Origin of the sequence: Ruminococcus gauvreauii (assembly GCF_025151995.1) — a bacterium.
Taxonomy (GTDB): Bacteria; Bacillota; Clostridia; order Lachnospirales; family Lachnospiraceae; genus Ruminococcus_G; species Ruminococcus_G gauvreauii.
In genome coordinates this window covers 966,998-991,667 of record NZ_CP102290.1, presented here as the reverse complement: position 1 = coordinate 991,667, position 24,670 = coordinate 966,998, and the positions used below count along the sequence as shown (strand labels likewise).

General features: G+C 47.3%; 27 protein-coding genes and 1 CRISPR repeat array. Of the genes, 24 read left to right on the top strand and 3 right to left on the bottom strand.

From position 1 onward, the window contains the following. Nucleotides 1–4 precede the first annotated feature (4 nt). From cas5c to NQ502_RS04770, 7 genes are all read left to right on the top strand, one after another. Nucleotides 5–781, top strand: coding sequence for a type I-C CRISPR-associated protein Cas5c (gene cas5c, locus NQ502_RS04800; protein WP_028529808.1), 777 nt, complete (start codon nucleotides 5–7; stop codon nucleotides 779–781). Then, the gene (cas8c, locus tag NQ502_RS04795) at nucleotides 756–3,365 is read left to right on the top strand and encodes a type I-C CRISPR-associated protein Cas8c/Csd1 (RefSeq protein WP_028529807.1); all 2,610 of its coding nucleotides are present in this window, start codon (nucleotides 756–758) and stop codon (nucleotides 3,363–3,365) included. The genes cas5c and cas8c overlap by 26 nt, the downstream gene beginning before the upstream one ends. A 16-nt stretch (nucleotides 3,366–3,381) precedes the next feature. Beyond that, nucleotides 3,382–4,266, top strand: coding sequence for a type I-C CRISPR-associated protein Cas7/Csd2 (gene cas7c, locus NQ502_RS04790; protein WP_028529806.1), 885 nt, complete (start codon nucleotides 3,382–3,384; stop codon nucleotides 4,264–4,266). Beyond that, complete coding sequence (gene cas4 / locus NQ502_RS04785) at nucleotides 4,256–4,924, top strand: CRISPR-associated protein Cas4 (RefSeq protein ID WP_028529805.1); 669 nt, start codon at nucleotides 4,256–4,258, stop codon at nucleotides 4,922–4,924. The genes cas7c and cas4 overlap by 11 nt, the downstream gene beginning before the upstream one ends. Beyond that, a complete protein-coding gene (gene cas1c / locus NQ502_RS04780; RefSeq protein ID WP_028529804.1) occupies nucleotides 4,921–5,952 on the top strand; it encodes a type I-C CRISPR-associated endonuclease Cas1c in 1,032 nt (343 codons plus the stop codon). The genes cas4 and cas1c overlap by 4 nt, the downstream gene beginning before the upstream one ends. Before the next feature lie 10 nt (nucleotides 5,953–5,962). Further along, a complete protein-coding gene (gene cas2, locus NQ502_RS04775) occupies nucleotides 5,963–6,253 on the top strand; it encodes a CRISPR-associated endonuclease Cas2 (protein WP_028529803.1) in 291 nt (96 codons plus the stop codon). Nucleotides 6,254–6,438: 185 nt separating this feature from the next. Continuing rightward, nucleotides 6,439–6,940: direct repeats of the CRISPR family, unit length 33 nt; unit sequence GTCGAGGTTCGCGAGAGCCTCGTGGATTGAAAT. Nucleotides 6,941–7,052: 112 nt separating this feature from the next. Next, nucleotides 7,053–8,197 (top strand): IS3 family transposase gene (locus NQ502_RS04770; protein ID WP_148511958.1). Its coding sequence is split into 2 segments (ribosomal slippage): nucleotides 7,053–7,290 and nucleotides 7,290–8,197, totalling 1,146 coding nucleotides; the frame shifts between segments, so codons are not numbered across the junction. A gap of 123 nt (nucleotides 8,198–8,320) precedes the next feature. Here the strand turns inward: NQ502_RS04770 and NQ502_RS04765 are convergent. Further along, the gene (locus tag NQ502_RS04765; protein WP_028529690.1) at nucleotides 8,321–9,208 is read right to left on the bottom strand and encodes a LysR family transcriptional regulator; all 888 of its coding nucleotides are present in this window, start codon (nucleotides 9,206–9,208) and stop codon (nucleotides 8,321–8,323) included. A 111-nt stretch (nucleotides 9,209–9,319) separates the two neighbouring features. On the opposite strand from NQ502_RS04765, the gene NQ502_RS04760 reads away from it, so the two are divergent. The 9 genes from NQ502_RS04760 to NQ502_RS04720 all read left to right on the top strand — a co-directional run bounded on the left by NQ502_RS04760 (nucleotide 9,320) and on the right by NQ502_RS04720 (nucleotide 17,445). Further along, nucleotides 9,320–9,820, top strand: coding sequence for a flavodoxin (locus tag NQ502_RS04760; protein ID WP_028529689.1), 501 nt, complete (start codon nucleotides 9,320–9,322; stop codon nucleotides 9,818–9,820). 16 nt (nucleotides 9,821–9,836) lie between these two features. Beyond that, complete coding sequence (locus tag NQ502_RS04755) at nucleotides 9,837–10,247, top strand: cupin domain-containing protein (RefSeq protein WP_028529688.1); 411 nt, start codon at nucleotides 9,837–9,839, stop codon at nucleotides 10,245–10,247. 29 nt (nucleotides 10,248–10,276) lie between these two features. Next, nucleotides 10,277–10,594 (top strand): carboxymuconolactone decarboxylase family protein, encoded by a 318-nt coding sequence (locus NQ502_RS04750; RefSeq protein WP_028529687.1) that lies wholly within the window; start codon nucleotides 10,277–10,279, stop codon nucleotides 10,592–10,594. Between the two features lie 194 nt (nucleotides 10,595–10,788). Then, complete coding sequence (locus tag NQ502_RS04745; protein WP_049898365.1) at nucleotides 10,789–11,355, top strand: MarR family winged helix-turn-helix transcriptional regulator; 567 nt, start codon at nucleotides 10,789–10,791, stop codon at nucleotides 11,353–11,355. Further along, nucleotides 11,352–12,425, top strand: coding sequence for a cation diffusion facilitator family transporter (locus NQ502_RS04740; protein ID WP_028529686.1), 1,074 nt, complete (start codon nucleotides 11,352–11,354; stop codon nucleotides 12,423–12,425). Before NQ502_RS04745 ends, NQ502_RS04740 begins: the two co-directional genes overlap by 4 nt. Next, the gene (locus NQ502_RS04735) at nucleotides 12,397–13,080 is read left to right on the top strand and encodes a response regulator transcription factor (RefSeq protein WP_028529685.1); all 684 of its coding nucleotides are present in this window, start codon (nucleotides 12,397–12,399) and stop codon (nucleotides 13,078–13,080) included. The genes NQ502_RS04740 and NQ502_RS04735 overlap by 29 nt, the downstream gene beginning before the upstream one ends. Before the next feature lies 1 nt (nucleotide 13,081). Continuing rightward, on the top strand, nucleotides 13,082–14,161 hold the full coding sequence (locus NQ502_RS04730) for a sensor histidine kinase (RefSeq protein ID WP_049898363.1): 1,080 nt from the start codon (nucleotides 13,082–13,084) through the stop codon (nucleotides 14,159–14,161). Between the two features lie 150 nt (nucleotides 14,162–14,311). Next, the gene (locus NQ502_RS04725; RefSeq protein ID WP_028529683.1) at nucleotides 14,312–14,989 is read left to right on the top strand and encodes an ABC transporter ATP-binding protein; all 678 of its coding nucleotides are present in this window, start codon (nucleotides 14,312–14,314) and stop codon (nucleotides 14,987–14,989) included. Continuing rightward, nucleotides 14,989–17,445 carry an ABC transporter permease gene (locus NQ502_RS04720; protein ID WP_028529682.1) on the top strand — a complete coding sequence of 819 codons (2,457 nt, stop codon included), beginning with the start codon at nucleotides 14,989–14,991 and terminating at the stop codon, nucleotides 17,443–17,445. Before NQ502_RS04725 ends, NQ502_RS04720 begins: the two co-directional genes overlap by 1 nt. 240 nt (nucleotides 17,446–17,685) lie before the next feature. Here the strand turns inward: NQ502_RS04720 and NQ502_RS04715 are convergent, their stop codons facing one another. Then, entirely contained in the window at nucleotides 17,686–18,318 is a 633-nt protein-coding gene (locus NQ502_RS04715; protein ID WP_028529681.1) for an HD domain-containing protein, read from the bottom strand. Nucleotides 18,319–18,475: 157 nt separating this feature from the next. Here NQ502_RS04715 and NQ502_RS04710 point away from each other — a divergent pair, with 157 nt between their 5' ends. The 4 genes from NQ502_RS04710 (at nucleotide 18,476) to epsC (ending at nucleotide 20,818) form a co-directional block, all read left to right on the top strand. Further along, nucleotides 18,476–18,703: an NUDIX hydrolase gene (locus NQ502_RS04710; protein ID WP_327240962.1), complete on the top strand. Its 228-nt coding sequence runs from the start codon at nucleotides 18,476–18,478 to the stop codon at nucleotides 18,701–18,703. Next, a complete protein-coding gene (locus NQ502_RS04705) occupies nucleotides 18,703–19,308 on the top strand; it encodes a helix-turn-helix domain-containing protein (protein ID WP_028529680.1) in 606 nt (201 codons plus the stop codon). Before NQ502_RS04710 ends, NQ502_RS04705 begins: the two co-directional genes overlap by 1 nt. A gap of 111 nt (nucleotides 19,309–19,419) precedes the next feature. Beyond that, nucleotides 19,420–19,839: a phosphatase PAP2 family protein gene (locus tag NQ502_RS04700; protein ID WP_207637660.1), complete on the top strand. Its 420-nt coding sequence runs from the start codon at nucleotides 19,420–19,422 to the stop codon at nucleotides 19,837–19,839. Between the two features lie 76 nt (nucleotides 19,840–19,915). Then, a complete protein-coding gene (epsC, locus tag NQ502_RS04695) occupies nucleotides 19,916–20,818 on the top strand; it encodes a serine O-acetyltransferase EpsC (RefSeq protein WP_044983490.1) in 903 nt (300 codons plus the stop codon). A gap of 89 nt (nucleotides 20,819–20,907) precedes the next feature. Here the strand turns inward: epsC and NQ502_RS04690 are convergent, their stop codons facing one another. Then, complete coding sequence (locus tag NQ502_RS04690) at nucleotides 20,908–21,234, bottom strand: winged helix-turn-helix transcriptional regulator (protein WP_028529678.1); 327 nt, start codon at nucleotides 21,232–21,234, stop codon at nucleotides 20,908–20,910. 225 nt (nucleotides 21,235–21,459) lie between these two features. Between NQ502_RS04690 and NQ502_RS04685 the strand changes: the two genes are divergently transcribed. The 4 genes from NQ502_RS04685 (at nucleotide 21,460) to NQ502_RS04670 (ending at nucleotide 24,661) form a co-directional block, all read left to right on the top strand. After that, the gene (locus NQ502_RS04685; RefSeq protein WP_028529677.1) at nucleotides 21,460–22,284 is read left to right on the top strand and encodes an SIR2 family NAD-dependent protein deacylase; all 825 of its coding nucleotides are present in this window, start codon (nucleotides 21,460–21,462) and stop codon (nucleotides 22,282–22,284) included. A gap of 43 nt (nucleotides 22,285–22,327) precedes the next feature. Further along, nucleotides 22,328–23,110 (top strand): protein-ADP-ribose hydrolase, encoded by a 783-nt coding sequence (locus tag NQ502_RS04680; protein ID WP_028529676.1) that lies wholly within the window; start codon nucleotides 22,328–22,330, stop codon nucleotides 23,108–23,110. A gap of 64 nt (nucleotides 23,111–23,174) precedes the next feature. Beyond that, entirely contained in the window at nucleotides 23,175–23,846 is a 672-nt protein-coding gene (locus NQ502_RS04675; RefSeq protein ID WP_028529675.1) for a FadR/GntR family transcriptional regulator, read from the top strand. 149 nt (nucleotides 23,847–23,995) lie between these two features. Beyond that, a complete protein-coding gene (locus NQ502_RS04670; RefSeq protein ID WP_028529674.1) occupies nucleotides 23,996–24,661 on the top strand; it encodes a CatA-like O-acetyltransferase in 666 nt (221 codons plus the stop codon). Nucleotides 24,662–24,670: the final 9 nt, after the last annotated feature.

Here is a 24,670-nt window from a genome sequence, read left to right as displayed (position 1 = left end):
CATATTGAAAAACAGAAATCAAATTGAGTATTGCGTATCGGGAAATTATGCTCTGTTCAGTGATCCGATTGCCAGAATGGGCGGAGAAAAGTTAAGCTATATGCTTCCGACATATCAGGCGCTGAAAGGAATTACAGAAAGTATCTATTGGAAGCCCTCGATTATTTGGATAGTGGATGAGTTGAGGATCATGAAGCCGATTCGCACGGAGTCTAAAAATATCCGTCCAATCAGCTATGTTGCGCCAAAGAATACATTGTCTGTCTATACCTATCTGGCGGATGTATCTTATCAGGTCAGGGCGCATTTTATTTTTAATGAGAACCGCCGTGGGGACCTGGAGCAGGATTTTAACGAGCATAAGCACCACAATATTGCAAAGCGTATGGTGGAAAAAGGCGGGCGCAAAGATATTTTCCTGGGGACGAGAGAATGCCAGGGGTATGTGGAACCCTGCACGTTCGGCGAAGGAGAAAGCTATTATGATCAATATGGAGAGCTGGAGTTTGGGGTCGTGTTTCATGGATTTGATTATCCGGATGAGACTGGACACGATATTTTGACGGCCAGATTCTGGAGGCCGAAGATGGTGGATGGGGTGGTTCAGTTCCCTTTGCCGGAGGAGATACCGGAAGAGATGAAGCGAAGCATACGTGCGATGAAAGCAAAAAAATTCGGGAAAGAGTTTAACAACTTCAGCGGTTTGGAGGAAGATTCGCTGCGGCAGGAATTTGCCGGGGAAGGAGGGGTAACGAATGAGTTGGATGCAGAAACTATGTGAGGCATATGATGCCGGTATTATCTGTGACCAATCGAAAGAGTCGGTTATGCTTGTTCCGCTGGGATTTGTACGTAAAAAAGTAAAATATCATGTGGTGATTTCGCAGGATGGAGGGTTCGTATCGGCAGATGAGCTGATGGATGAGAACCAATTTCAGGAGATACCCAGCACGCCGCAGGCGGAAAGCCGTACAGGAGATAATGGAGCCCCGTTCCCCTTGACAGAGCAGCTGAAATATCTGGTCTATGAGGATAAAAATTTGAGGCGGTTCGGACGGTATATGGAACAGATGAATGCGTGGTGTGAGCAGCCGTATGCACCGTCCTGTCTGCGTACAGTATATACCTATTTAGATGGGCACACGCTTCTTGCTGATCTGGAATCTCAGCCTAATTTGAAACTGAAGTATTACAAAAATACAGAAAAGCGTGAAGGTGCAGGAGAGGATGCAAAGGCAATGGTCTGTTTCTCTGTTCAGATGCAGGATGGGGGAAGTGATGATCTCTGGCTCAGAGCAGATATAAAGGAAAGCTGGAGCCGCTATCTGGCGGATAAACTGCCGGGTGTCAGAGATTTCTGCTATGTGGAAGGAAAAATGCTTCCTTCTGTTGAGAACCATCCGAAGTTACAAGGAAATGCGAAACTGATTTCGGCGAAGGATTCTGAATTCCCGTTTCAGTACAGGGGGCGTTTTGTTGGTGACCGTAGTGCGGCGATTGTTAGTTTTGATGCGTCTGTCCGTGCCCATAACGCTCTGATCTGGCTCATCACGCGCCAGGGAATGCAGAAATATGGCATGACATGGGTGGTATGGAATACAAATGGGGCGCTTATGAAAGCTCCGATTGATGAAAAGAACGGTTTTATTGAAGAGGAAGAAGACGAGGAAGATGCCGTTTTAGATTCAATTATTGATACGTTTGAAAGTTATGCCCGGGAAGTGATGTCTGCTGCGCGTGGCTATGGAGGCAGGCTTCATGATTATAATCCGGAACGGACAAATTCCGCGGTAATATTGGGACTGGAGTCGGCGACGGATGGAAGGATGTCTGTTACCTATTATCAGGAATGTTCTGGAAATGAATATGTGGGGCGTTTAGAAGACTGGTATAAGGAGTGCTGTTGGTGGCGCTATTCCTGGAGAAAGAAAACAAAAGAAATAGTAACGCCGAACCCGGAGCATATTGCCATTGCTGTTATGGGAATCGATGCGGTAAATGCGGCCAAAAGAGATTTGAAATGCGAAAAATCCCATACTAAATTGATGCGTAAACTGCAGTCCAGGATTTTGACCTGTATTGTGGACAAGCAGCCGTTACCGTTTGATATTGTCCGCAGTGCATTTTATAGGGTATGCGCACCGCTTGCATTTGTCGGCGGGAAAGATCGGCAATGGTCCAGGTCTGCATGGGAAAACAGTGTCGATACTGCGTGTGCGATGATTTATTGTTTCCAAAAGCGTGGATTGGGAGAAGCTTGTGAAGTATTTGGCCCGGAACTACAGGCTGATTCAAAAAGACCGGATTACTTATACGGCCGTCTTTTGGCGGTGGCTGATTTAATGGAAGAAAGAGCGATGGATAAGGGGCGGGATTACCCTACGAATGCCGTCCGGCTTATGCAGAAATTCGTACAGCACCCGTTTGAAACATGGCTGAAGATTCATGAGAAGTTGATTCCGAGTTTTAAAAAACTAGGCTCAGAGGGTAAAATATATCAGATCATTTTAGAAGAAATAGAGCAGTTATTTTCGGGGGAGGATCGATACGAAAGAGGCGAGTTATCATTGGAATTTTTGCAGGGATTTTCCAGTCAGAAACAGAAGCTTTTTCAAAAATGGGAACCGACTGCGAAAAGAGAAGGTAAGGATAAAGTTCTGCACAAGCTGCCAAAGCGGCGTTCTGAGCTGTACGGATGTTTAGTGGCGATTGCAGATGCTGCGGAGAGGGAGGAGAGTGATGGAGAACGAACTGGTATGACGAATGCCATGCAAATGATGTCAGTATTTGCAGCAAGACCATATGAGAGCTGGGGAAGACTTCATGACAAGCTGATTCCCTATTTGGAAAAATTGGGTGATAAGGCTGATTATTACCAGTGGTTGATTGAAATTACGGAAATGCAATTTTCACAACCAGAGAGAGTGACGACGGAGTCGTTAGATGGCAGCTTTCTGCATGGATACTATGCCATGCTTCGGACATTTTATCAGAAAACACAGTTTTCCGGAGAACCTCAGTCATGGAAAGATGTAAAGGATATGCGGAGTGCTTTGTATGGACAGCTTCTGGGAATTGCGGAACGGCTGGAGAGGAAACGTTTCATTGGCGGAGCAGATGGGATAGACAGGCGTTCTACAAATGAATTGCGAGTCATGACAGCCTTCGCACAAAAGCCGGCGGCTACGTGGGAAAACCTGAAGGTCAAATTAAAACCGTATTTGAGATATGCGGGAAACTGCGCAGAGAAGGATTATACGATGCTGGAGCAGTTGGAAGCAAGATTGCAGCATAACGGTTGGAATACTAATGATCCTTTAGGAAGTATTTATCTGCATTTTTACTATAAAGAACGTAATAAATAAAAAAGGAGAAATGATTATGGCTGATTTAAAGAACAAAATTGATTTTGCATTGGTTTTTACCGCAAGAAATGCTAATCCCAACGGTGACCCTTTGGATGGTAACCGTCCGAGAACTACATATAAAGGGCTGGGAGAGGTTTCGGATGTTTGTCTGAAGCGAAAAATCCGCAATCGACTGCTGGATGAGGGACAAAACATCTTTGTTCAGTCTGATGAACGCCGCAGGGCGGGGGATACGTTTCGCTCTTTAAAGGACAGAGCAGATAATGAACCGGCGTTAGTGGAGTGTACAAAACAGATTAAAGCAGGAAAAAAGACCCGGGAGGATTATGCCAGGCTGGCGTGTGAAACATGGTATGATGTCAGGGCATTTGGACAGGTTTTTGCTTTCAAAAAGGGCAAGAAAGAGGAAGAGGAATCCGATGCCGTATCAATCGGCATTCGTGGCCCTGTTAGTATTCAGTCAGCCTTTAGTATAGAGCCGGTCAATATTACCAGCTCCCAGATCACGAAATCTGTGAACCTGGAGACTGGAAAAGACCCGGATAAAAAAGGGCCCGACACGATGGGAATGAAACATCGGGTGGACTTTGGTGTTTATGTTACTTATGGTGCAATTAATGTACAGCCAGCGGAAAAGACAGGTTTCAGTGAAGAAGATGCAGAAGTGTTGAAGGAAGCGATGAGGACCATATTCTGCAACGACGAGACCTCGGCCCGCCCGGCTGGAAGTATGGAAGTCGTGAAGCTGGTCTGGTGGAAACACAGCTGTGCTAGTGGCCAGTATTCATCGGCAAAGGTGCATCGGACACTGGGAATTTCCTGTGATGCCAAGGGAAATGTAACGATAAGCACGGATGATTTAAAAGGCTTGGTTCCGGAGGTATTGGATGGCGAATGATGATTCGGATTTCCTGATGATCTCAGGATTGAAGCATTTTCAATTTTGCCGCAGGCGCTGGGCTCTGATTCATATTGAGCAGCTCTGGGAAGAAAATGTGCTCACATTAGAGGGGCACTATATGCATGAACGGGTGCATGATGACAGTTTTACGGAAGCGAGGGGATCTGTGTTGTTGTCACGTGGAATGCCCGTTCGCTCCCAGGGACTGAAAATTACCGGTGTGTGTGATATGGTAGAATTGTATAAGGATGAAGACGGAGTGCCGATTCAGGGACGGAGCGGACGGTGGAGGCTTTATCCTGTAGAATATAAACTTGGTCAACCGGATGCACAGGGGGCGGACGCGTTGCAGCTATGTGCGCAGGCCATGTGTCTGGAAGAAATGTTTGTGACAGATATTCCCGAAGCCGCTCTGTATTATGGAAAGATAAAACGCCGACAGCGTATTCTTTTGACAGAGGAACTGCGGCACAAAGTAAAGGCTTCTGTGGAAGAAATGCAGCAATTGATGTTGAAGGGGTATACACCGAGGGCGAAGATGGGAAAAGCCTGTAAAAATTGTTCTCTTGTGGAGATTTGTCAGCCAAGACTGATGAAACAGGTTTCGGCTTCGGAATATATTCGCAGAGCTTTCCATGAGGAGGACAGACAATGAAAAAGCTGTTGAATACTTTGTATGTTACGACGCCGAATTCGTATCTGTCGTTGGATGGAGAGAATATCGTACTTTTGCAGGAGCAAAATGAGCTGGGACGGATTCCTCTTCATAATCTGGAAGGAATTGTCTGTTTCGGCTACAGAGGCGTTAGTCCTGCGCTAATGGGAGCTTGTGCAGAAAAGGAAATTGGTCTTTGCTTTTTGACTCCGCACGGTCGGTTCCTGGCACGGGTCACTGGAACGGTGAGCGGTAATGTGCTGCTGCGAGAAACACAGTATTTCAGGGCCGCAGATGAAATGCAGTCACTTGTCATCGCTAAATCATTTTTATTGGGAAAAATATATAATGGCAGGTGGTGTCTGGAAAGGGTGAAGCGTGATCATCGTATGCGTATCGATCAGGAGAAGATGGATGAGGCCATAAGTCAGATGCTCCGTTCATTAGCATGTTTGGAAAATGCTGAAAACAGAGGCGAGTTAATGGGAATTGAAGGAATAGCCGCGAAAGCATATTTTGGAGAATTTTCGCAGATGATCCTCCGGAATGAAGACGTGTTTGTTTTTGATGGAAGAACTCGTCGACCGCCACTGGATCCGGTAAATGCAATGCTTTCTTTTGCGTATACTTTACTGGGGAACGAGATAACAGGCGCCCTGGAAACCGTGGGTTTGGATCCGGCAGTAGGTTATCTCCATACAGTACGCCCGGGACGAGCGTCCTTGGCTCTTGATTTGCTTGAAGAGTTACGGGCGCCATTGGCAGATAGATTTGTTGTAACGCAGATAAATCTTGGCGTTTTCACAGAAAAAGATTTTCTAAAAAAAGAAAATGGGGCGATTTTTATGACGGATGATGCGAGAAAGCGGTTTTTGTCTGCATGGCAAAAACGTAAGCAGGAGACGATTGTACATCCTTATTTAAAAGAGAAGGTTCAATGGGGGATAGTTGCTTATACTCAAGCTATGCTTTTATCCAGATATCTGCGAGGAGATTTAGATGCTTATCCTCCGTTCTTATGGAAATGAGGTGATAGTTTTGCTTGTGCTGGTAACTTATGATATCAATATTACTGAGGTATCAGGGGCACGCCGTTTAAGACGCGTGGCTAAGCAATGTGTGAATTATGGCACACGAGTACAGAACTCTGTTTTCGAATGCCAAGTGGATGCTGCCCAATATGTACAACTAAAACATCTTTTGTTAAAAGAAATAGATGAAGATAAAGACAGCCTGCGCTTTTATTCTCTGGGCAACAAATATAGTGGTAAAGTGGAACATTTTGGTGTGCGTCGTGGGCTGCAGGTGGATGAGCCTTTGATATTATAGAAGAACTGAATAGGGGTATGCTTCCGTGCGAATCCAAAGTGAACATGGATTCCGTGGGAGGTTCGCACCTAGATTTGTTGAGAATCGGAAATGAATCTGGTTTTTGGCGTAAGTCCCGCTTCCATATTTGGTTGATTTGCATAAAAATATAATGAGAAAGTGTTCTGAATTTGGGAATGTTTGCTGTCGAGGTTCGCGAGAGCCTCGTGGATTGAAATTCACAGGTTCCACCGCCCGGCATATGACAGTACAGTCGAGGTTCGCGAGAGCCTCGTGGATTGAAATAAGGGTCACGGTCTCATAGTGGCTGAACACCTGGTCGAGGTTCGCGAGAGCCTCGTGGATTGAAATGCATTAAGTGTTGAAAACGATGTTGGAGAAAAACGTCGAGGTTCGCGAGAGCCTCGTGGATTGAAATAAAAGCTCCTCTGTGCTTTTCCCAGTTTTTGCCTGTCGAGGTTCGCGAGAGCCTCGTGGATTGAAATCCAGCCGGAAGAACCGGAAAGCCGGGAAGCGGAGGTCGAGGTTCGCGAGAGCCTCGTGGATTGAAATATCCTACATGACAACAATTTGACTGCTGATCCATAGTCGAGGTTCGCGAGAGCCTCGTGGATTGAAATTGGCCTGTATAGTATCAATTGCCGTCCCTGGTTGGTCGAGGTTCGCGAGAGCCTCGTGGATTGAAATCGGAAACCATCTCCGTTTTTTATGCAACTGTCAGGGTAGTGCTATAATAAAGTTGTAACAGGGGTGGCTAATAAGATATAATCAATACGATCAAGGAAAGAGGTTATCAGTTATGCCACAAAGTTATACACCAGAATTTAAAAAGAAGATTGTCCGTCTCCATGAGGAGGAAGGACGCACTTACAAAAGCATCACTGCCGAATATGGCGTATCGAAAGCAAGCATTTCCAAATGGTGCAGTGAGTTACGTGAAGAATGCCTTACAAGCCCTGAATCATTGGAAGAATACGATTTGATGAAGGAAAATCTCCGCCTGCGTAAAGAACTGGAAGAAGCAAAAAAGGAAAATCTCTTCTTAAAAAAAGCAGCGGCATTCTTCGCAAAGGAAATCGATTAGAGGCTTATCGATTTATTGAGCAATACCATACAGAGTTTGGGCTTCGCTGGATCCTTCGCCATTTGAACATCTGTCCAAATGCCTATTACAACTACCGGAAACACCGGAAGGCGGATTATTATGCCCGTAAGGCAAACGTACAGGAACAGATCAGCGAAATCTACCATAGCCACAATGGAGTGGACGGCTACAGAACTATGAAAGTATATCTTGGGCTAAAAGGATTCCTCTACAGTCTTCCAACCATTCATAAATATATGAATACCGAAATGGGGCTGAAATCGATTGTGCGCCCGAAAAAACCAAAATCTGAATACGGTAAGCCTCATAAAATTTTTGCAAACAAACTAAATCAGGACTTTCACGCAGATACGATCAATCAGAAGTGGTGCACCGACTTTACTTACCTGCGCCTCAAAGGCGGCGAAGTTCGATATAACTGTACGATTATCGATTTACATGACCGCAGTGTAGTTGCCAGCATCACAGACTGCCACATCACCAGCGGCCTTGCAATTCGGACAGTGAAAAAGGCGTTGGAAACGCAGCCGTCCATAAAAGGGGAGATAATCCTGCACAGTGATCAGGGATCACAGTTTACGTCCAAAGCATTCGCAGAATTCTGTGAATCAGCCCATATCACTCAGAGTATGAGTAAGGCCGGTTACCCCTATGACAATGCGCCAATGGAGCGTTATTTCAATACATTGAAGAATGAATGCATTAATTTATATGCATTTGAAACAGAGGGTGCACTGTATCAGGCCATAGAAGAATTTGCATATGTGACGTATAACCATGTGCGTCCTCACAGCTATAACAACTATCGTACCCCGTATCAGGCGAGGAATGCAGCATAAACAGATATGCTATATTCCTCAGAACAGAGTAATATTTTTTATCCATCAGTGTTACAAAAAAGCTTGACCACAACACAGGGTTTGCGAAAGTCTTGCGGATTACAGTATAAACTGACGCCTTGTCTATATCATCCGTTCCACAGCCTCAGCAAACCGATGTACATCCTCCGGCGCATCAAGACTGTACAGCAGGCCATAGGGAATGCTGTAGTCCCAATCGACAGGGATGGAAACAAGACCGGGGTGGACGTCCTGCCAGCATTCAATGGTGAGCAGGACGTTTCTCGTCTCTGCACAGCGGTTGAATACGGACAGATCATAAAATTGGGGCGTATCTTCGATGTGGATTTGGGGGTGATGCTTCTCCAGGTCATTGCGCAGGAAATCATTGACACCGGAATCTCCGCGCGCCACCATCATCAGTGTTTCTCCGTACAAATCTTTCAACTCAATTCGTTTTTTGCCGGCGAGGGGATGTTCTCTGGACACGGCGACCATTTTCTTATATCTGCCGAGCGCAAGGAAATTGCAGCGGCGCAGCCACTCTCTGGAATCGCATACGCCGATGAGAAAGTCAAATTTCTTCCCCAGCTGTTCAATCTCAGTGAGGATACCCTTATGGTCATCTTCAAAAGTCACCAGGTGCAGTTTATATTCCGGGAAATCCCGATTCACACGATACCACAGATCCATAAACGGCTTTGCCGGGTTCAAAAGCGAGGTGCCCACGCAGAAAGTAGTGTCCCGGGCGTGCAGGGTGGCCCTGGCGTCCGCGATGGACTTCCGGGAATACTCGATCATGAATTTGGCATCCCGATAGATGAGGGTGCCGGCGTCTGTCAGATGGACCCCGGACGGTGTCCGCTCCAGCAGCTTCATATCCAGGTGTTCTTCCAGCGTGTTCATTTGCTTCATGACGGCGGTGGGTGAGATATACAGGAGCTCAGCGGCTTTTGTAAAGCTGCCGCAGTCAGCGGCTGCTATAAACGTATCAAGCATATGGTTATACATAAAGTGTCCTCCGTTGTATGAACCTGAAGTTTATACAATGATAACATATCGGAGATTCAATATCAAGGAGACTGGAGGTACAATGAAGGTAAGAAAAAGGAGGTAAGAAATATGGCGGAATTGATTGCGTTCTTCTCAAGAGGGGACGAGAATTATGTGAATGGAGAGATAAAGAACCTCGGAGTGGGAAACACGGAGGTTGCAGCTGGCATCATCCGGAGGCTGACAGGTGCGGATCTGTTTAAAATAGAACCGAAACTGGCATATTCAAAGAATTATAACGAGTGCATCTCACAGGCACAGACAGACCAGAGGCGGGATGCCCGGCCGGAACTCGTGGCATATCCGGAACATATGGAACCATATGATGTGGTCTATCTTGGCTTCCCGAATTACTGGGGGACGATGCCTATGGCAGTGTTTACCTTTCTGGAACGTTATGATTTTACCGGAAAAACAATCAGGCCCTTCTGTACCCATGAGGGAAGCGGTATGGGCAGCAGTGTGAAAGATATCAAAAAGCTGTGCCCCGCAGCAAAAGTGGAGACAGGGCTGGCAATTCGCGGAGGAAACGTACATCACTCAGAGAGAGATATCAGAGACTGGCTGTGAAGAGGAGGAAAATAGAATGAAGCAGCAGGAATTGAGCGTATTTCCCATGGGGGAAACCAATGACGCATATGCACAGTATTTTGTTGGTCAGAGCTATCTGAATATGCTGTCGGCAGAACAGGTAGCTGTCGGAAATGTGACCTTTGAACCCGGCTGCCGGAACAACTGGCATATTCACCATGCCGACAGGAACGGCGGACAGATGTTGCTGGTAACGGCGGGCAGAGGGTATTATCAGGAGTGGGGGAAGGCGGCGAGGGAGCTGTATCCCGGCGATGTCATTCATATCCCGAGCGGTGTAAAACATTGGCATGGAGCTGCGCCGGATGCCTGGTTTCAGCATCTGGCCATAGAGGTGCCGGGTGAGAATTGCAGGAATGAGTGGTGTGAGCCTGTCAATGATGATGAATACAGAAAATTAAAATAGCAAAATGTTCAAACAGGAGGTTAGATGAAATGGAGAAAGTAACTGCAGGGAGAGATCAGCTTGGTGGGTTTGCACCCAAATTTGCGGAGTTAAATGACGATGTGCTGTTCGGGCAGGTGTGGTCGAGAGAGGATAGACTGTCTGCAAGAGACCGCTGCATTGTCACAGTTACGGCGCTGATGGCAAGCGGTATTCTGGACAGTTCGCTGAGGTTCCATCTGACAAATGCCAGGAACCACGGTGTCACCCGGGAGGAGATCGCGGAGATTCTCACCCATGCCGCATTCTATGCGGGATGGCCGAAGGCATGGGCGGCGTTTCATATGGCAAAAGAGGTGTGGGATTAACTGCTTATTTTAAGTGAAAAATGGAATGCTGCTGTCCGGCTCACGCACTTCATTGCCCCGTTCTCATCTTTTCATTGTGAATAAAATTAATATGCCCGTTGTTTAATACAAGTACTTGACAAAATTGTCAGGTACTTGTATTATTATAGTCAAGGACATTACTATTAAGCGGAAAAAGATTGGAGGGCATAACAATGAACGAACAGAATAAAAAACTCTTAAATTTACTGATGCGGCTGGAGGGACTGTTACACAGGCATATGGCGGTGGGGAGGCAGAGAACATTTATGAATCCGCACAGAGGCCAGGGACGGGTATTATCCATTTTGAAATTGAAGCCGGAGATCACACAGAAAGAGTTAACGTACCTGTTGGATATGAGTAAGCAGGCGCTGGGTGAACTTTTGAAAAAGCTTGAGAATTGCGGGTATATTACACGGACACCATCCCGGGAAGATGGAAGAGTCATGATTATCAGACTGACAGAGAAGGGGAAAACCGAATCGGAAGAGATGGTGGTTGACAACGATGACACGGAAGATTTATTCCAGTGTCTGACAGATGAAGAGCAAAAGAATCTCATGGCATACCTGGAACGCCTGATTCAGGCGTGGCAGATAGGAGACGGCATGGACAGAAGACGGATGGGACGGCGCAGGGCCGAAGCTTTCAGGACTGCACAGCGCTCAGATGATGAGCGAATGGGATTTGGGTTTCAACATTTTGATGAATCAGAGCCTTTTAAGGGGGGATCCTTATGACAGGGGAGATCAGCAGACGTGACCGGGGAGGCAAGATGAGCATCTTCATGGGATTTGCCAACATGTGCCTGTTCATCGTATATTTTATCATCGGTACGGCAGGAAACAGTATTTCGGTCATATCTGAGGGGGTAGATAATCTCATGGATGCCTGCAGCTCATTACTTCTGCTGCTGGGATTTCAGATCTCCGGAAGAGAAAAAGACAGCAGACATCCCAATGGACATGGCAGGATAGAGTATGTGATCGGATTGCTGATCTCTGAGATGATCTTACTCGCGGCGGTTGTCTTAGGAAAAGAATCTGTCAAAAGACTGGTTCATCCGGAACCGGTGGGGGCATTGATCCCCATTCTGCTGGCGGCGGTCATTGGGTCAGGTGTAAAGCTTTTGCTGGTGTTTAATATAAAAAAACAGAACATAGAATTGAAATCACCGGCACTTGAGGCATATCAGAGAAATGAACTGGCAGACTTAAAGGGAATTATCCTGGTTGCAGTTTCGCCAGTCCTGCAGCACGTTACCGCACTGCCGATTGATGGAATAGCCGGGATGATCATTGCTGTGATGATAGCGGCGGACGGAGTCAAGTCATTTATGAAGAATGTGAGTCTGCTTTTGGGAGAGGGGCTGGACAAAGAGGAGACAGAAGAAATCAGACAGCTTCTCAGCTGTTACGGGGATGCGGTACATCTCGAGACATTTGAGTTTCATGACTATGGTCCTGAGGAGAAGGACGGAATCATGGTGCTGTCAGTCAGTACGGGTATGCTGCCTGGAGATCTGCAGCGGATCACAGAAGACTGCAGAGAAAAAATCAAGAACAGGCTGAATATTAATGTTTCAATTTATATCAGCCTGAATAAACCAGGCACAGCGGGCAGTGGATTTCAGGCGCGTGCACATTTCGGCATGTTCAGAAAGTATTTAAATAGGCAGACTGCGAAGTTTTCAAATCTTGCCATCAGAAATCAGACGGGTTATAATCTTGATATCCCTTCCGGTCATGGAGTTCGGACGCAGGGGATTTCAGGAGGAGAATATGGAAGAAATATTGATTATAGAGGATGATGAACTTTTAAATGACGGGCTGTGTTTTAACCTTCAGAAGGCGGGGCTGTGCCCTGTGCCGGCATATAATCTGAAGCAGGCGAGGGAATGCCTGGACAGACAGAACTGGTCTTTATATCTACTGGATGTCAATCTGCCCGACGGAAACGGTTTTCGGTTTGCGGAGGAAATACGCAGGAAAAGCTTTGCGCCCATCGTGTTTTTAACTGCCCACGATATGGACGAGGATATGATGCGGGGGTTTGACGCGGGAGCGGATGATTATATTACCAAGCCTTTTAATGTCAGGATCGTCATCCAGAGAATTCAGGCTATTTTAAGACGCTGTGAAAAGAAGACGCCGGAGACGTGTTACCGCTGCAGGAATATGGAAGTGGATTTCTCTTCCATGACCGTTAGAAAGAACGGGCAGCCGCTGGCGCTCACCCCTACAGAATTCCGGCTTTTAAAAATATTCTGCAGCAATCCGGGGCAGGTGCTCACCAGAGAGCTTCTGCTGCAGAAGCTCTGGGATCAGGACGGAAATTTTGTGGATGAACACACTCTCACCATCAATATCAGCAGGCTTCGGGGGAAAATAGAAGATGACGGGGCGACATATATCAAGACGGTCTACGGAATGGGATACCAGTGGATGGGAGAAGGGGGGCAGTAACATGAGGGGAAAAGACCACAGCCGAGCAGAAGAGGGTGCGAAGACACAAAAGAGTAGTACCACCGGGAATGGCATGCTTTATGGGCTGGGCATTCTGGTGTCTTTGGCAGCTGCAGCAGGCATCTGGGCGGAAGCCCTGGAGCTGACTGCCTTTTTGCGGCGGACAGTATGGGCAGGCATCATGTTTTGCATGACAGCGGCGGTATTTGCAGGTTATTTCTGGTTTCGCAGGGCGTATGTAACTCTGGCGGATGACATCTGCGATACGCTGGACGATATGATTTCCGGAAAAGCGTCCCCAAAAAACCCGGATCTTGAGACACTCTCCTCAAAGATTTTTTCGAAGGTTCAGAAACTCGGGGAAGTGACACAGTATACGGGTATGCAGAATCTGAACCAGAAGCAGGAGATTCAGCAGATGGTATCCGACATCTCTCATCAGCTGAAAACACCGGTGGCAAATATCCTGATGTATGCGGATACCATAGGCGAAAGTAGAAATCTGGGGGAGGAGGAGCGCCGCTTTCTGAGTGTGATGCGCGGCCAGGTAAAAAAACTGGAATTTCTTGTGCAGGCGCTTGTGAAAATGTCCAGGCTTGAGAGCAATATGCTGGTACTGAAAAAAGAGAACGCGCTGCTGTTTGACACCCTCTCAAGAGCTGTTTCCTCGATTCTTCCCGCGGTTGATAAAAAGAATATTGAGCTTAACGTCCGGTGTCCGCAGAAACTCAGGTTGTTTCATGACCCGAAATGGACGGAGGAGGCGATATTTAATGTGCTTGATAATGCGGTGAAATATACGTCCCCGGGAGGAGCGATCTCCATAACGGTGGAGAGCTTGCAGATATACACCAGGCTTATGGTCAGTGATACGGGGATCGGGATCGAGCCGTCACATCAAAATGATATTTTCAAACGTTTTTACCGCGAGGAAAAGGTACGCCGGGATTCCGGCGTGGGAATCGGTCTTTATCTTACCCGGGAGATTCTGGCGAGGCAGGGAGGATATATCACAGTCCGGTCCGGCCCCGGGGAGGGCAGCAGCTTTTCACTTTTTCTGTCAAACGAACGTCCGGTGTGATGCCGGGCGTTTTTAAATGTTTCGAAATTGATACCTTTTCCTTTTTTGATGAGAGGGTTTTGCAACATTGCGCTGGTAGGATGGAGGTATAGAAAACAAGACGGCAAAAAACCGCCGGCAATTCAGTAAAAAGGAAAAGAGGAGATGGATATGAGTATTCTAGAGACGAAGGGTTTGAAGAAATATTATGGTGAGGAGCCGACCGTAGTAAAGGCACTGGACGGAGTGGACCTGGAAATTGAGCAGGGGAGCTTTACCGCCATCGTGGGAAAAAGCGGAAGCGGTAAGTCCACCATGCTCCATATGATAGGCGGTCTGGATACGCCTACAGAGGGCAGCATTCAGGTGGCGGGGAGGGAGCTATCCAGCATGAATGATGATGAGCTCACGGTATTTCGGCGCAGGCAGATTGGCTTCGTGTTCCAGTCCTATAATCTGGTTCCGATCCTCAATGCCTACGAGAACATCGTACTGCCGATTGAACTGGACGGCGGAAAAGCGGACAAAGAATTTGTCATGGAGATTGTCAGGATGATCGGCATGGAGAAAAAGCTAAAGAATATGCCGAACCAGATGTCCGGAGGTGAACAGCAGAGGGTGGCGATCGCAAGGGCGCTGGCATCAAAGCCTGCCGTCTTACTTGCGGATGAACCTACGGGAAATCTCGACAGCCGTACGAGTCAGGATGTGCTGGGGCTGTTAAAGACCACGGGAGAGCGTTTTGGACAGACGATTGTCATGATTACCCACAATGAACAGATTGCCCAGATGGCAGATGCCATCATCAGGATCGAGGATGGAAAAATCGTGGAAAGCAGGTGGAACTGATGGGAATGGACAGGAATCATAACAGCGGGGTTATCCGCAGCATTGCGGATAAAAGTATGAAAAATAACCGCGTCAGAAACTTCTTCACCTGCCTGACTATCTCATTGTCTGTGGCACTGGTGCTTACCTTTATCCTGTATCTGTTCGGAACGTCAAAGGAGAAGCTGAGACTGCAGGAGGATGCGCCTCAGGTCACCTATCTGGATGTCACTGAGAAGCAGGCGGAAGATCTGAAAGGGGATCCCTCTGTAAAATGGGCGGGAACGGAAAAGAAGGTGGGAAGCGCAAAGGTGGGAAACGTCCGCCTTACGGTTTTCTATCAGGATGATTTCTACATGGACAGAGACGAAATCCAGTATACGGGAGAACTTCCCAGGGAAGATCATGAGATCATGGTGCCCAGGGATTATCTGGAGCAGCTGGGGCTTACGATTCATCCGGGGGATACTGTCTCCATGGATCTGGGGGATAAAACGGTCAGGGACTATAAGGTTACTGCAATTGCCGAATCACGGTCAAAGGCAAAGAACAGTCACAAAATATACGTATCACTGCCCTGCGCGGTGATGATGACCGGACAGAGTGAAGAGACCGTGGATGTCATCGTAAATATGCGCGGTGCCATGGATATGGACTATGACACCGCACAGAGAAAGGCGGAAGAGATTGGCACACTCGCAGGAGTTTCCAAAGAGCAGATAAAGGTGAATGATGCCTATTTCAACCAGTCAGGTGTTTCAAAGCTGACAGCAGGGAGCATGCTCACCCTGGCTCTGGTAGCCGTGCTGATTCTGACAGCATCCGGTATCGTCATTCATAATATTTTCTATATTTCTGTTGCCGGGAAAGTGCGGGAGTACGGTCAGCTCCGCACCATCGGCATGACGGGCCGGCAGATCCGCAGGATGATTTCGCGGGAAGGGCGTACTCTGGCGCTCAGAGGAATACCGATTGGACTGATTCTCGGGGGAGCGATGGGATATGCTCTGGTCCCGGATGGATGGGATTTTCTGAATTTCGCAAAGGCAGCGTTGGTCTGCAGCATTCTCGGCGTTGTATTTGTAGGGATCTCTGTGAGAAAGCCGGGAAAGATAGCCGCCAGCACATCGCCCGTGGATGCGCTGGGGTATACGGGATACCTGGGAGGGGGAAGAGCCTCTGAGCTGCTGCAGCGCAGACTGACGCCTGAGCATCTGGCAACGCTGAACCTGAAGCGCAACAGAAAGAAAAGCATGCTTACCATGTGTTCTCTCGTGCTGGCTGGGATCCTTCTGGGGACAATCACCTCTTTTGTGGTATCCTATGACCCGGCATCGGCGGTGGATAATTTTTATCCAAATGGAGAATTTCAGCTACAGCTTTCTGCAGAATCAGGATTTTCAAATAATGACAGCAGCCTTGAGGGGAGGGCAAAGACATATTCGGCCCTTCAGGCGGAAGGCATTCTGGGAGAAGACCTGAGAAATGAACTGACAGGAATCGATGGGGTGACTTCGGTCAGACCGTGGCGTTATCTCATGATTGCTTCAGATGTGTTCGGGGAAGCACAGGAGATGAGCATAAATGGTATCACGGAAGAAGATTTTGAGCTGTTAAAACAGATGAATTATGAAGGCGAAACTTCTTATCAGGAACTGAAGAAAACGCCGGGAGTCATTGTGGAGACAGAGTCCAATCGAAATTTTAAGGAGCATCCTGTGAAAGTGGGAGATACATTTCCTGTCGTCTGTTATCATGCAAACGGGGAACGGGTGGAGGCAGAGCTCCCGGTTGTCGGTACCATCCGGCAGATTTCATGGTCTCATGATAATCGAAAGAAGGGGACAGAGGTAAAAATCCCTCTCTCCGTTATGGGGAGCACGCTTATGATGCCGGAAGAAACCATGGATCAGTGGACGGGAATGGATACGACCTATGGATACGAAATTGCCACATCACCTGATAAGACGGACGCGGTGGGAGAAACCCTGGAAGAGCTTTTTGGCGCTGAGGAGAATATGTATCTCGGCTCAATGAAAGAAAATAAGGAGTATCAGGAACAGGAAGCGTTTCCCATGAAAGTGATTCTTTATGTGCTGGCTGCATTTCTGGTCATATTCGGTTTGATCAATCTGATGAATACGATCATGACAAATCTGTTTTCAAGACGAAGAGAACTGGGAATCCTTCAGGCGGTGGGGATGACCAAGGGACAGATCAGGCGTATGCTGAGCAGAGAAACACTGAATTATGTAGGCATGTCTATGATTTGTGCCGCAGCTGTCGGCGGGCTCCTGGGATATGCGTTAGTGAGGGCGGCCTATATGGCGGCGATTGCTGTGAATTATCATTATCCGTGGATACCGGTACTGCTGTACGTGGCGGCTCTTGGCGTGATGCAGTGGGGAATGACACGGTACGGGGTAAAAATGCTTCAGAAGGAGAGCCTGGTAGACCGGATGAAGGAAAATGGCTGAGTTTTACAACTGAGAAAAGGCATGGACAAATAGTTTCATAAATGTCCATGCCTTTCCAGGTGTTTTTTACATTGGATTAGCTTTCTTGTTTCCGGTTTTTGCCTTGCCCTGGATCTCAGGCACCGGCGGAGCATCATTTTTAGGAATATGTGTCTTATGATTACTCTCTGTCCCATGAGGATCCTTTGGATCCGGACGTCTCATACCCGCTTTGGCCACGACTGTTCACCTCCTGTTATGTTAATCTGACGAGGCGGTCTCACAGGCCTGTAAGAAAAGATTGATGTGGTCTTTTTCTTTCTGCGGATTACTGCCCAGTCTTCCCAGACGGTCACACATACCGAGAAGTGCCACTTCCTGCACATCGGTGTGACATTTCATCCCCTCGATATCTGCAAATTTAAGACCGCTTATGACAAACAGGATCTGCATATGGTATCTCACCAGTCCGCAAATCTCATCGATCAGAGCGCGGTCCTCCATAAACTGTGAGAGAAATTCCCGTGTCAGCTTTGCGCCTGCTTTATCATGGTCATGGGCAGTGATTTTACCTTTTTTGTTTTTCGTCGTTACAGCTTTTCCGATATCATGAAGGAGAGCTGCCCACATAAATGCCGTTGGGTTTTTACTGTGATTCTTTACCCTGGCGGCTTCGTCTACAACAAGCAGTATATGATTCCATACATTTCCCTCCGGATGGTACTTGGGAGATTGTCCAGTATTTTTAAGCCGGTGCAGCATATCGAACGGATACCGGCGAAAGCGCGGATCATCATAAATCTTCTGAAGATAAACCGATGGCCGCTCATCCTGAAATAAATGAGATTCTATTTCGAAAAAGAGCTTATATAAGCTTTCCTGCATTTCAGACATGTGTGTTCACCTCCCTGTCAGTATTCCACCAGGGAGAATCTTTATTCGACAGATCTGCATGCATCAGAAAGACGGATACGACAGTTTTCGTGGATTGTTTGATCGAAATATAGTAAACTGAATAAAGAGTCAGATGGAAATAAAGGAGATACACAGTATGACCAGAGTCAGCTTTTATGATCATGCCGAAGATGAACTGCTGAAATTCGCAGTCATTATCGCAAAGACAGACGGCAAGTGGGTTTTTTGCAAGCATAAGGACAGAGATACCCTGGAATTTCCGGGCGGACATAGAGAACAGGGGGAGACAGCCGTCATTATTGAGAGAAGCGAAAAAAGAAACGATATCTGGAAACATGATACGGAGGTTTGGCGATCATTATAATGGAATTTAATGAAAAATTACAACAGTTGAGAAAACAAAAAGAACTGACTCAGGAAGATCTTGCAGAACAAATCTTTGTATCGCGCACTGCCATTTCAAAGTGGGAATCCGGGCGTGGATACCCGAGCATCGAATCGCTCAAGGCAATCTCGAAATTCTTTCATGTGTCGATTGACGATCTGCTTTCAGGCGAGGAACTGATTTCACTTGCCGAGACAGATAAAAAAGAGAAGATGGGAAACATGTGTGATCTGGTGTTTGGGATACTGGACGGTATGTCGGCGCTGATGTTTTTCGTTCCCTTCTTCGGACAGCCGGAAAACGGTATGATACGAATGGTATCATTGTCTGGACTCAATGAAATGCAGGCTTATACGCAGGCGGCCTATACACTGATCGTAGTACTGACGGCAGCGTTCGGCATTGCGGAGCTTGCACTGCAGAACGTTCGGCATCGGGTATGGATGAAGGGCAAATGGATTGTCTCAATGGCACTCAGTATATTCGGAACGATGGGATTCATCGCGAGCCGGCAGCCGTATGCAGCTTCATTTTTATTCTGCATTCTTGTTTTAAAGGGTATTCTGATTCACAAGCTGCGATGATACGAATCGTATCTCGTATGTGACCGGACAATTCTTTGTTTTGTATGATCTCCATGATACGTTATTGGTGGATTTGAAATGTTTGGTTTTGCCCTGTCAGGTGTATTTCAGATGATAAAAAGAAGAAGCATCAGGGGTGTGGATCAGGATATTCTCGTTTTAGGGGGCTTTTATATAGTCGTGATTACAGTTTACTTCTTATTTGAAAGCTGCATTGTGAACTACAGGCCGGTGATTCTGGGTGAGGGGCTGGAAGCATCCTTTCCCTCTTCTCACACGATGACCGTACTGTGTATCATGTCGACAGCAATCATGCAGTTTCGAATGCGGATACAGAACAGAGCGCTCAGAATGGCAGCCGAGGCAATATCTGTGATCATCATCGGTGTGACTGTCATTGGACGGTTTGTTTCGGGGGTACACTGGTGCACGGATATCGTGGGAGGCATGTTGCTGGGCTTTGCTCTGACTATGCTGTACCTGGCGGTTATAAAACGGATTGAGTATAAGAGCAAAAGGGATATTGCTTGATTATTGCTGAGCCAGCGCTTATAATGACAATTAATTCCTGCGTGTAAATATAATGAGATATAGGGAAAGGGGATTTATGAAAAATATAGTCAGTAATGAAATCTTAGAGACAGCGCGGAAACTGGGTTCGAATTACCAGGAGCAGAAATTATTTGATGTTGCGATCGGAGAGAGGCTGCCAAGCCGTGATGTGATAAATTCTATCGTCGATGAGCTGAGAGATATATCATTTCCCGGGTTTTTCGGCAAAGAAAATATGGGTTATGTGACAAAAGAAAATTTTGCGGGCAATAAACTCTCGCTGATCTACGACAAGCTGTTTCGACAGGTTAAGATTGCGTTATCCTACGGGAACCGAGAACATTCATATGAGCAAATAAAAAAAGAAGCGGAGACCAGGTGCCTCGCATTCATTCGAACAGTGGCCGATATCCAGGAAATGCTGATTCAGGATGTGGAAGCCGGATTCAATGGTGATCCGGCGGCAAAGAGCCGGGAAGAAATCATTTTCTCCTATCCCGGCCTGTACGCAATTTTCGTATATCGCTATGCGCATGTGCTTTATCAGCTGGAGGTACCGTTCGTACCGAGAATCATGACAGAATATGCACACAGCCAGACCGGTATTGATATCAATCCGGGAGCACAGATTGGAAAAAGCTTTTTCATCGATCATGGTACGGGGATTGTAATCGGAGAGACGACGTCGATCGGAGATAATGTGAAGATATATCAGGGAGTTACACTGGGGGCTCTGTCAACCAGGAAAGGACAGCAGTTGTCCGGTGTGAAACGCCACCCAACCATCGAGGACAATGTTGTCATCTATGCGAACACAACGGTGCTGGGCGGTGAAACCGTGGTGGGAGCGAATTCAGTCATAGCCGGAAATACGTTTATCACAGCGTCCATTCCGCCGGATACGAAAGTTGCGTCCACGATGCCTGAGCTGGAAATCAAACACAGTAAAAAAATTTAATGAAAGACAAAATCGCGTAAAGTGATCAGAGCCGGTAATTTGCATGGATTTTCCTGAAAGATTACCGGCTTTTGCGGATCTCATCCCTGTCATTCCAGATTGTTTTTATAGTTTGTTCCCCAGTCGACCATGGAGTCAAGGATCGGTTTCAGGCTGTATCCGGTCTCCGTGAGTGTGTATTCCACTTTCGGGGGGACTTCGGGATATACTTTCCTGGTAAGCAGGCCGCTTGCCTCCATGCTGCGCAGATGACTGGTCAGCACTTTCTGTGTGATCCCTGTTACAGAGCGCATCAGTTCATTAAATCGTTTCGTTCCCGTCATCAGATCTCGGATAATGAGTACCTTCCATTTATCTCCGATGAGCTGCAGCGTCATCTCTACCGGGCAGTCCGGGATTTTTTTCATAGGGTTCATGCGTCCACCTCCTCGGGTGTACATCGACACCCTGGTATTTCAAAGTATGTATGGATAAAAACAGATGTTACTTACATTATAACCCAGTCTGTAAAAAAAACAATAAGTTACCGGAAAGTGCCATGGTTTCAAAAGGATACTATGGCACTTTCCTGTGCGTAATTTACAGAGAATTCCGGCTGGTATATAGTAAAGTCAGCAGCTGAGAAACGAGGTGGACAAACTATGACAGATATTAAGCTTTTAGAAGAGCAGCTTGATCGTGCAGACGCCGTTGTCATCGGCGGGGGTGCGGGGCTCTCAGCATCCGCCGGTTTTGTATATTCGGGCGGGCGATTTGAGCGGTATTTTCGGGATTTTGCGGATAAATATCATTTTACGGATATGTACTCCGGGGGATTTTATCCGTATGAGACGCTGGAGGAATACTGGGCGTACTGGAGTCGTTATATTTATATCAATCGTTACCAGGAAGCGCCGAAACCGGTGTATGACAGGCTGCTGAAACTGGTAAAAGATAAAGATTATTTCGTTCTGACCACCAACGTGGATCACCAGTTTCAGAAAGCAGGGTTTAATCGCAGGAGGCTGTTCTATACACAGGGCGACTATGGTCTGTGGCAGTGTTCGGGACCGTGTCATCAGAAAACTTATGACAATGAAGCGTTCGTGCACCAGATGATGGAACAGCAGAGGGAGATGAGGATACCTTCCGCGCTTATTCCGTACTGCCCGGTGTGCGGCAGACCGATGAGTATGAATCTGAGGGCGGACAGTACATTTGTGGAGGATGAAGGGTGGCATGAGGCTGCCAACCGGTATGCCCGCTTTCTGGAAGCACGCAAAAATCTCAGGGTACTGTTTCTGGAGCTTGGAGCCGGCTATAATACCCCGGGTATTATCAAATTCAGTTTCTGGAAGATGGTTAAGGAGTGGAAAACAGCTGTATATGTCTGTGTCAATCAGGGCGAAGCATTTGCCCCGGAGGACATTAAGAAAAAGTCGATCTGCATTAATGATGATATTGGCAGGGTGCTGTACAGTATCTGAGCATGTATGAAGAGCAAAAACAGAATGGAGATGAGGTGGACAGATGACATATGATGACATGAGGATTTATCTGATTGAAGAGCTGATAAAGGAGATGCCGGAATATTGTGATCTGGATATCCCGGATGATACGGACGAGCAGAAACGGCTGCTCCGCGCGCTGATGAATATAAGGCCTCCGATTCCTGCCGCGCCGGATTTTCTGAAGGTGCAGGATGCATATCTGTCCCTGGAAATTGAGCGGCGCGGGATTGTTGACAGCAGTCTGCTTGAGCCTGTTCGTTTAAACAGCCGTATGTTTCTCTGGCAGGGCGATATTACGCGCCTGAAAGTTGATGCGATCGTCAACGCAGCAAACAGTGCGCTGCTCGGCTGTTTCCAGCCGTGCCATTCCTGCATCGATAATATGATCCACACGTCTGCAGGGGTGCAGCTGCGGCTGAAATGTCATGAGATCATGGAGGCGCAGGGGTATGAGGAGTCCGCCGGCACGGCTAAGATCACACCGGGATATAATCTTCCCTGCCGTTACGTTCTGCACACGGTGGGTCCCGTCATCGTTGGACCTCTTACTGAGCAGGACTGTGAGCAGCTCGCCGGATGCTATCTTTCCTGCCTGAAGCTGGCTGCTCAGAATAAGGTGGATTCGATCGCATTCTGCTGCATTTCTACGGGCGTGTTTCATTTTCCACAGGATCGGGCGGCCAGGATCGCGGTAAAAACTGTGTCCGATTTTCTAAAGCAGGACGACTCTGTCAGACGGGTGATCTTTGATGTGTTCACGGATGAGGATTTCGCGCTTTACCAGAAGCTTTTGGAGAGATAAGAGTAGTGAAATATTTTCCGGTCCGTGCTATACTGAGACAAGACGAAAAAAGGCGGTGCGGATAATGATTCATAGATTGTCGGACAGAGTGGCAGACGATATCCTGACCATGATTACAATAGAAAAACGTTTCCTGCCGGGAGAAAAACTTCCGAATGAAAACAGGATGGCGGAGGAGCTGGGGATCAGCAGGACGACGCTGAGAGAGGCGGTGCGCATTCTCGCGGCCAATGGAGTTGTGGAGATACAAAGAGGCAGGGGAACCTACGTAAGAAAAGATTTAAAGCTGGATGAAAAAGGAGCACTCTCCACACTCGGCTGTATAAAAACGGATATCCGTGATCTGTATGAGGTGCGGCTGATCGTTGAGCCGGAGGCTGCTTTTCTGGCGGCTCAGAGAGCAGGCGACGAGGAGATCAGGCACATTGTGCTTCTCGGAACAGAGATAGAGCGGGCGGTATCGGAGAACAGAGACCGCACGGAGGTCGAACGCAGTTTCCATAAAGCCATTGCAAAAGCCACGCATAATGAGTTTATGAACAAACTCATGCCGGTCATCTATCAGTCGATCGACCAGGGAGTCAGGCTGTCTGTACAGAACCCAAAGGTGGTTCGCGACACGCTTCAGGATCACCGGCTGATTACGGAATTTTTGGTGGCGGGTAATCCGGAGGGAGCCAGACATGCGATGAAGATTCATCTTCTGCATGCGATGCAGGAATTAGGTATCGATTAAGGGATAGAGCAGGTTCGTGTGATACACGGGCCTGTTTTATTGTTACCCGGTAAACTGGATGGCAATTCCAAAGAGAGCATACAAGAGAATTGACAGTATACAACGCGAGAGGTATAATAAAAATATGAAACACAGAGGGAGGAAGGCGTATGCAGCGAAGTTATCAGATCATAGACAGAGACGGGTGGAAACGTGACATGCACTGCCGCATTTTTGAAAACAGTGTGGAACCGCAGTACTGCATCAGTTTTGAGCTGGACATAACAGAATTTCTGCGGGGGTGCCGGGAACAGGGGTATTCATTCACATTTGCCATGATCTATGCAGCGGCCATCTGTGCAAATGAAACAGAGGAATTCCGTTATCGTTTCCTGGATGGGGAAGTTGTGCTGTATGACCGGATCCATACATCATTTACGTATCTTGAAAAGGGTGAGGAATTATTTAAGGTCGTCAATGTCCCCATGCAGAACAGCATGGAGGCATACGTACATGCGGCGCATGAGACCGCGAAGGCGCAAAAAGATTATTTTACCGGTCCCCTGGGTAACGATGTCTATTCTTTTTCCCCGCTTCCCTGGATTTCTTATACTCATATTTCACATACCAATGCAGGGCGTAAGGGAAACGCAGTACCTCTGTTTGACTGGGGCAAATACTCTGAGCGGGATGGGAAGATCATACTGCCTTTTTCAGTTCAGGTGCACCATTCATTTGTAGATGGAGTCCATGTGGGGAAGTTTGCCGGCAGGCTTCAGAATTATCTGGATACTTGTTTTCTTTTGTATTATAATGATAAGAATAATCGGCGGTAAGATACAGGA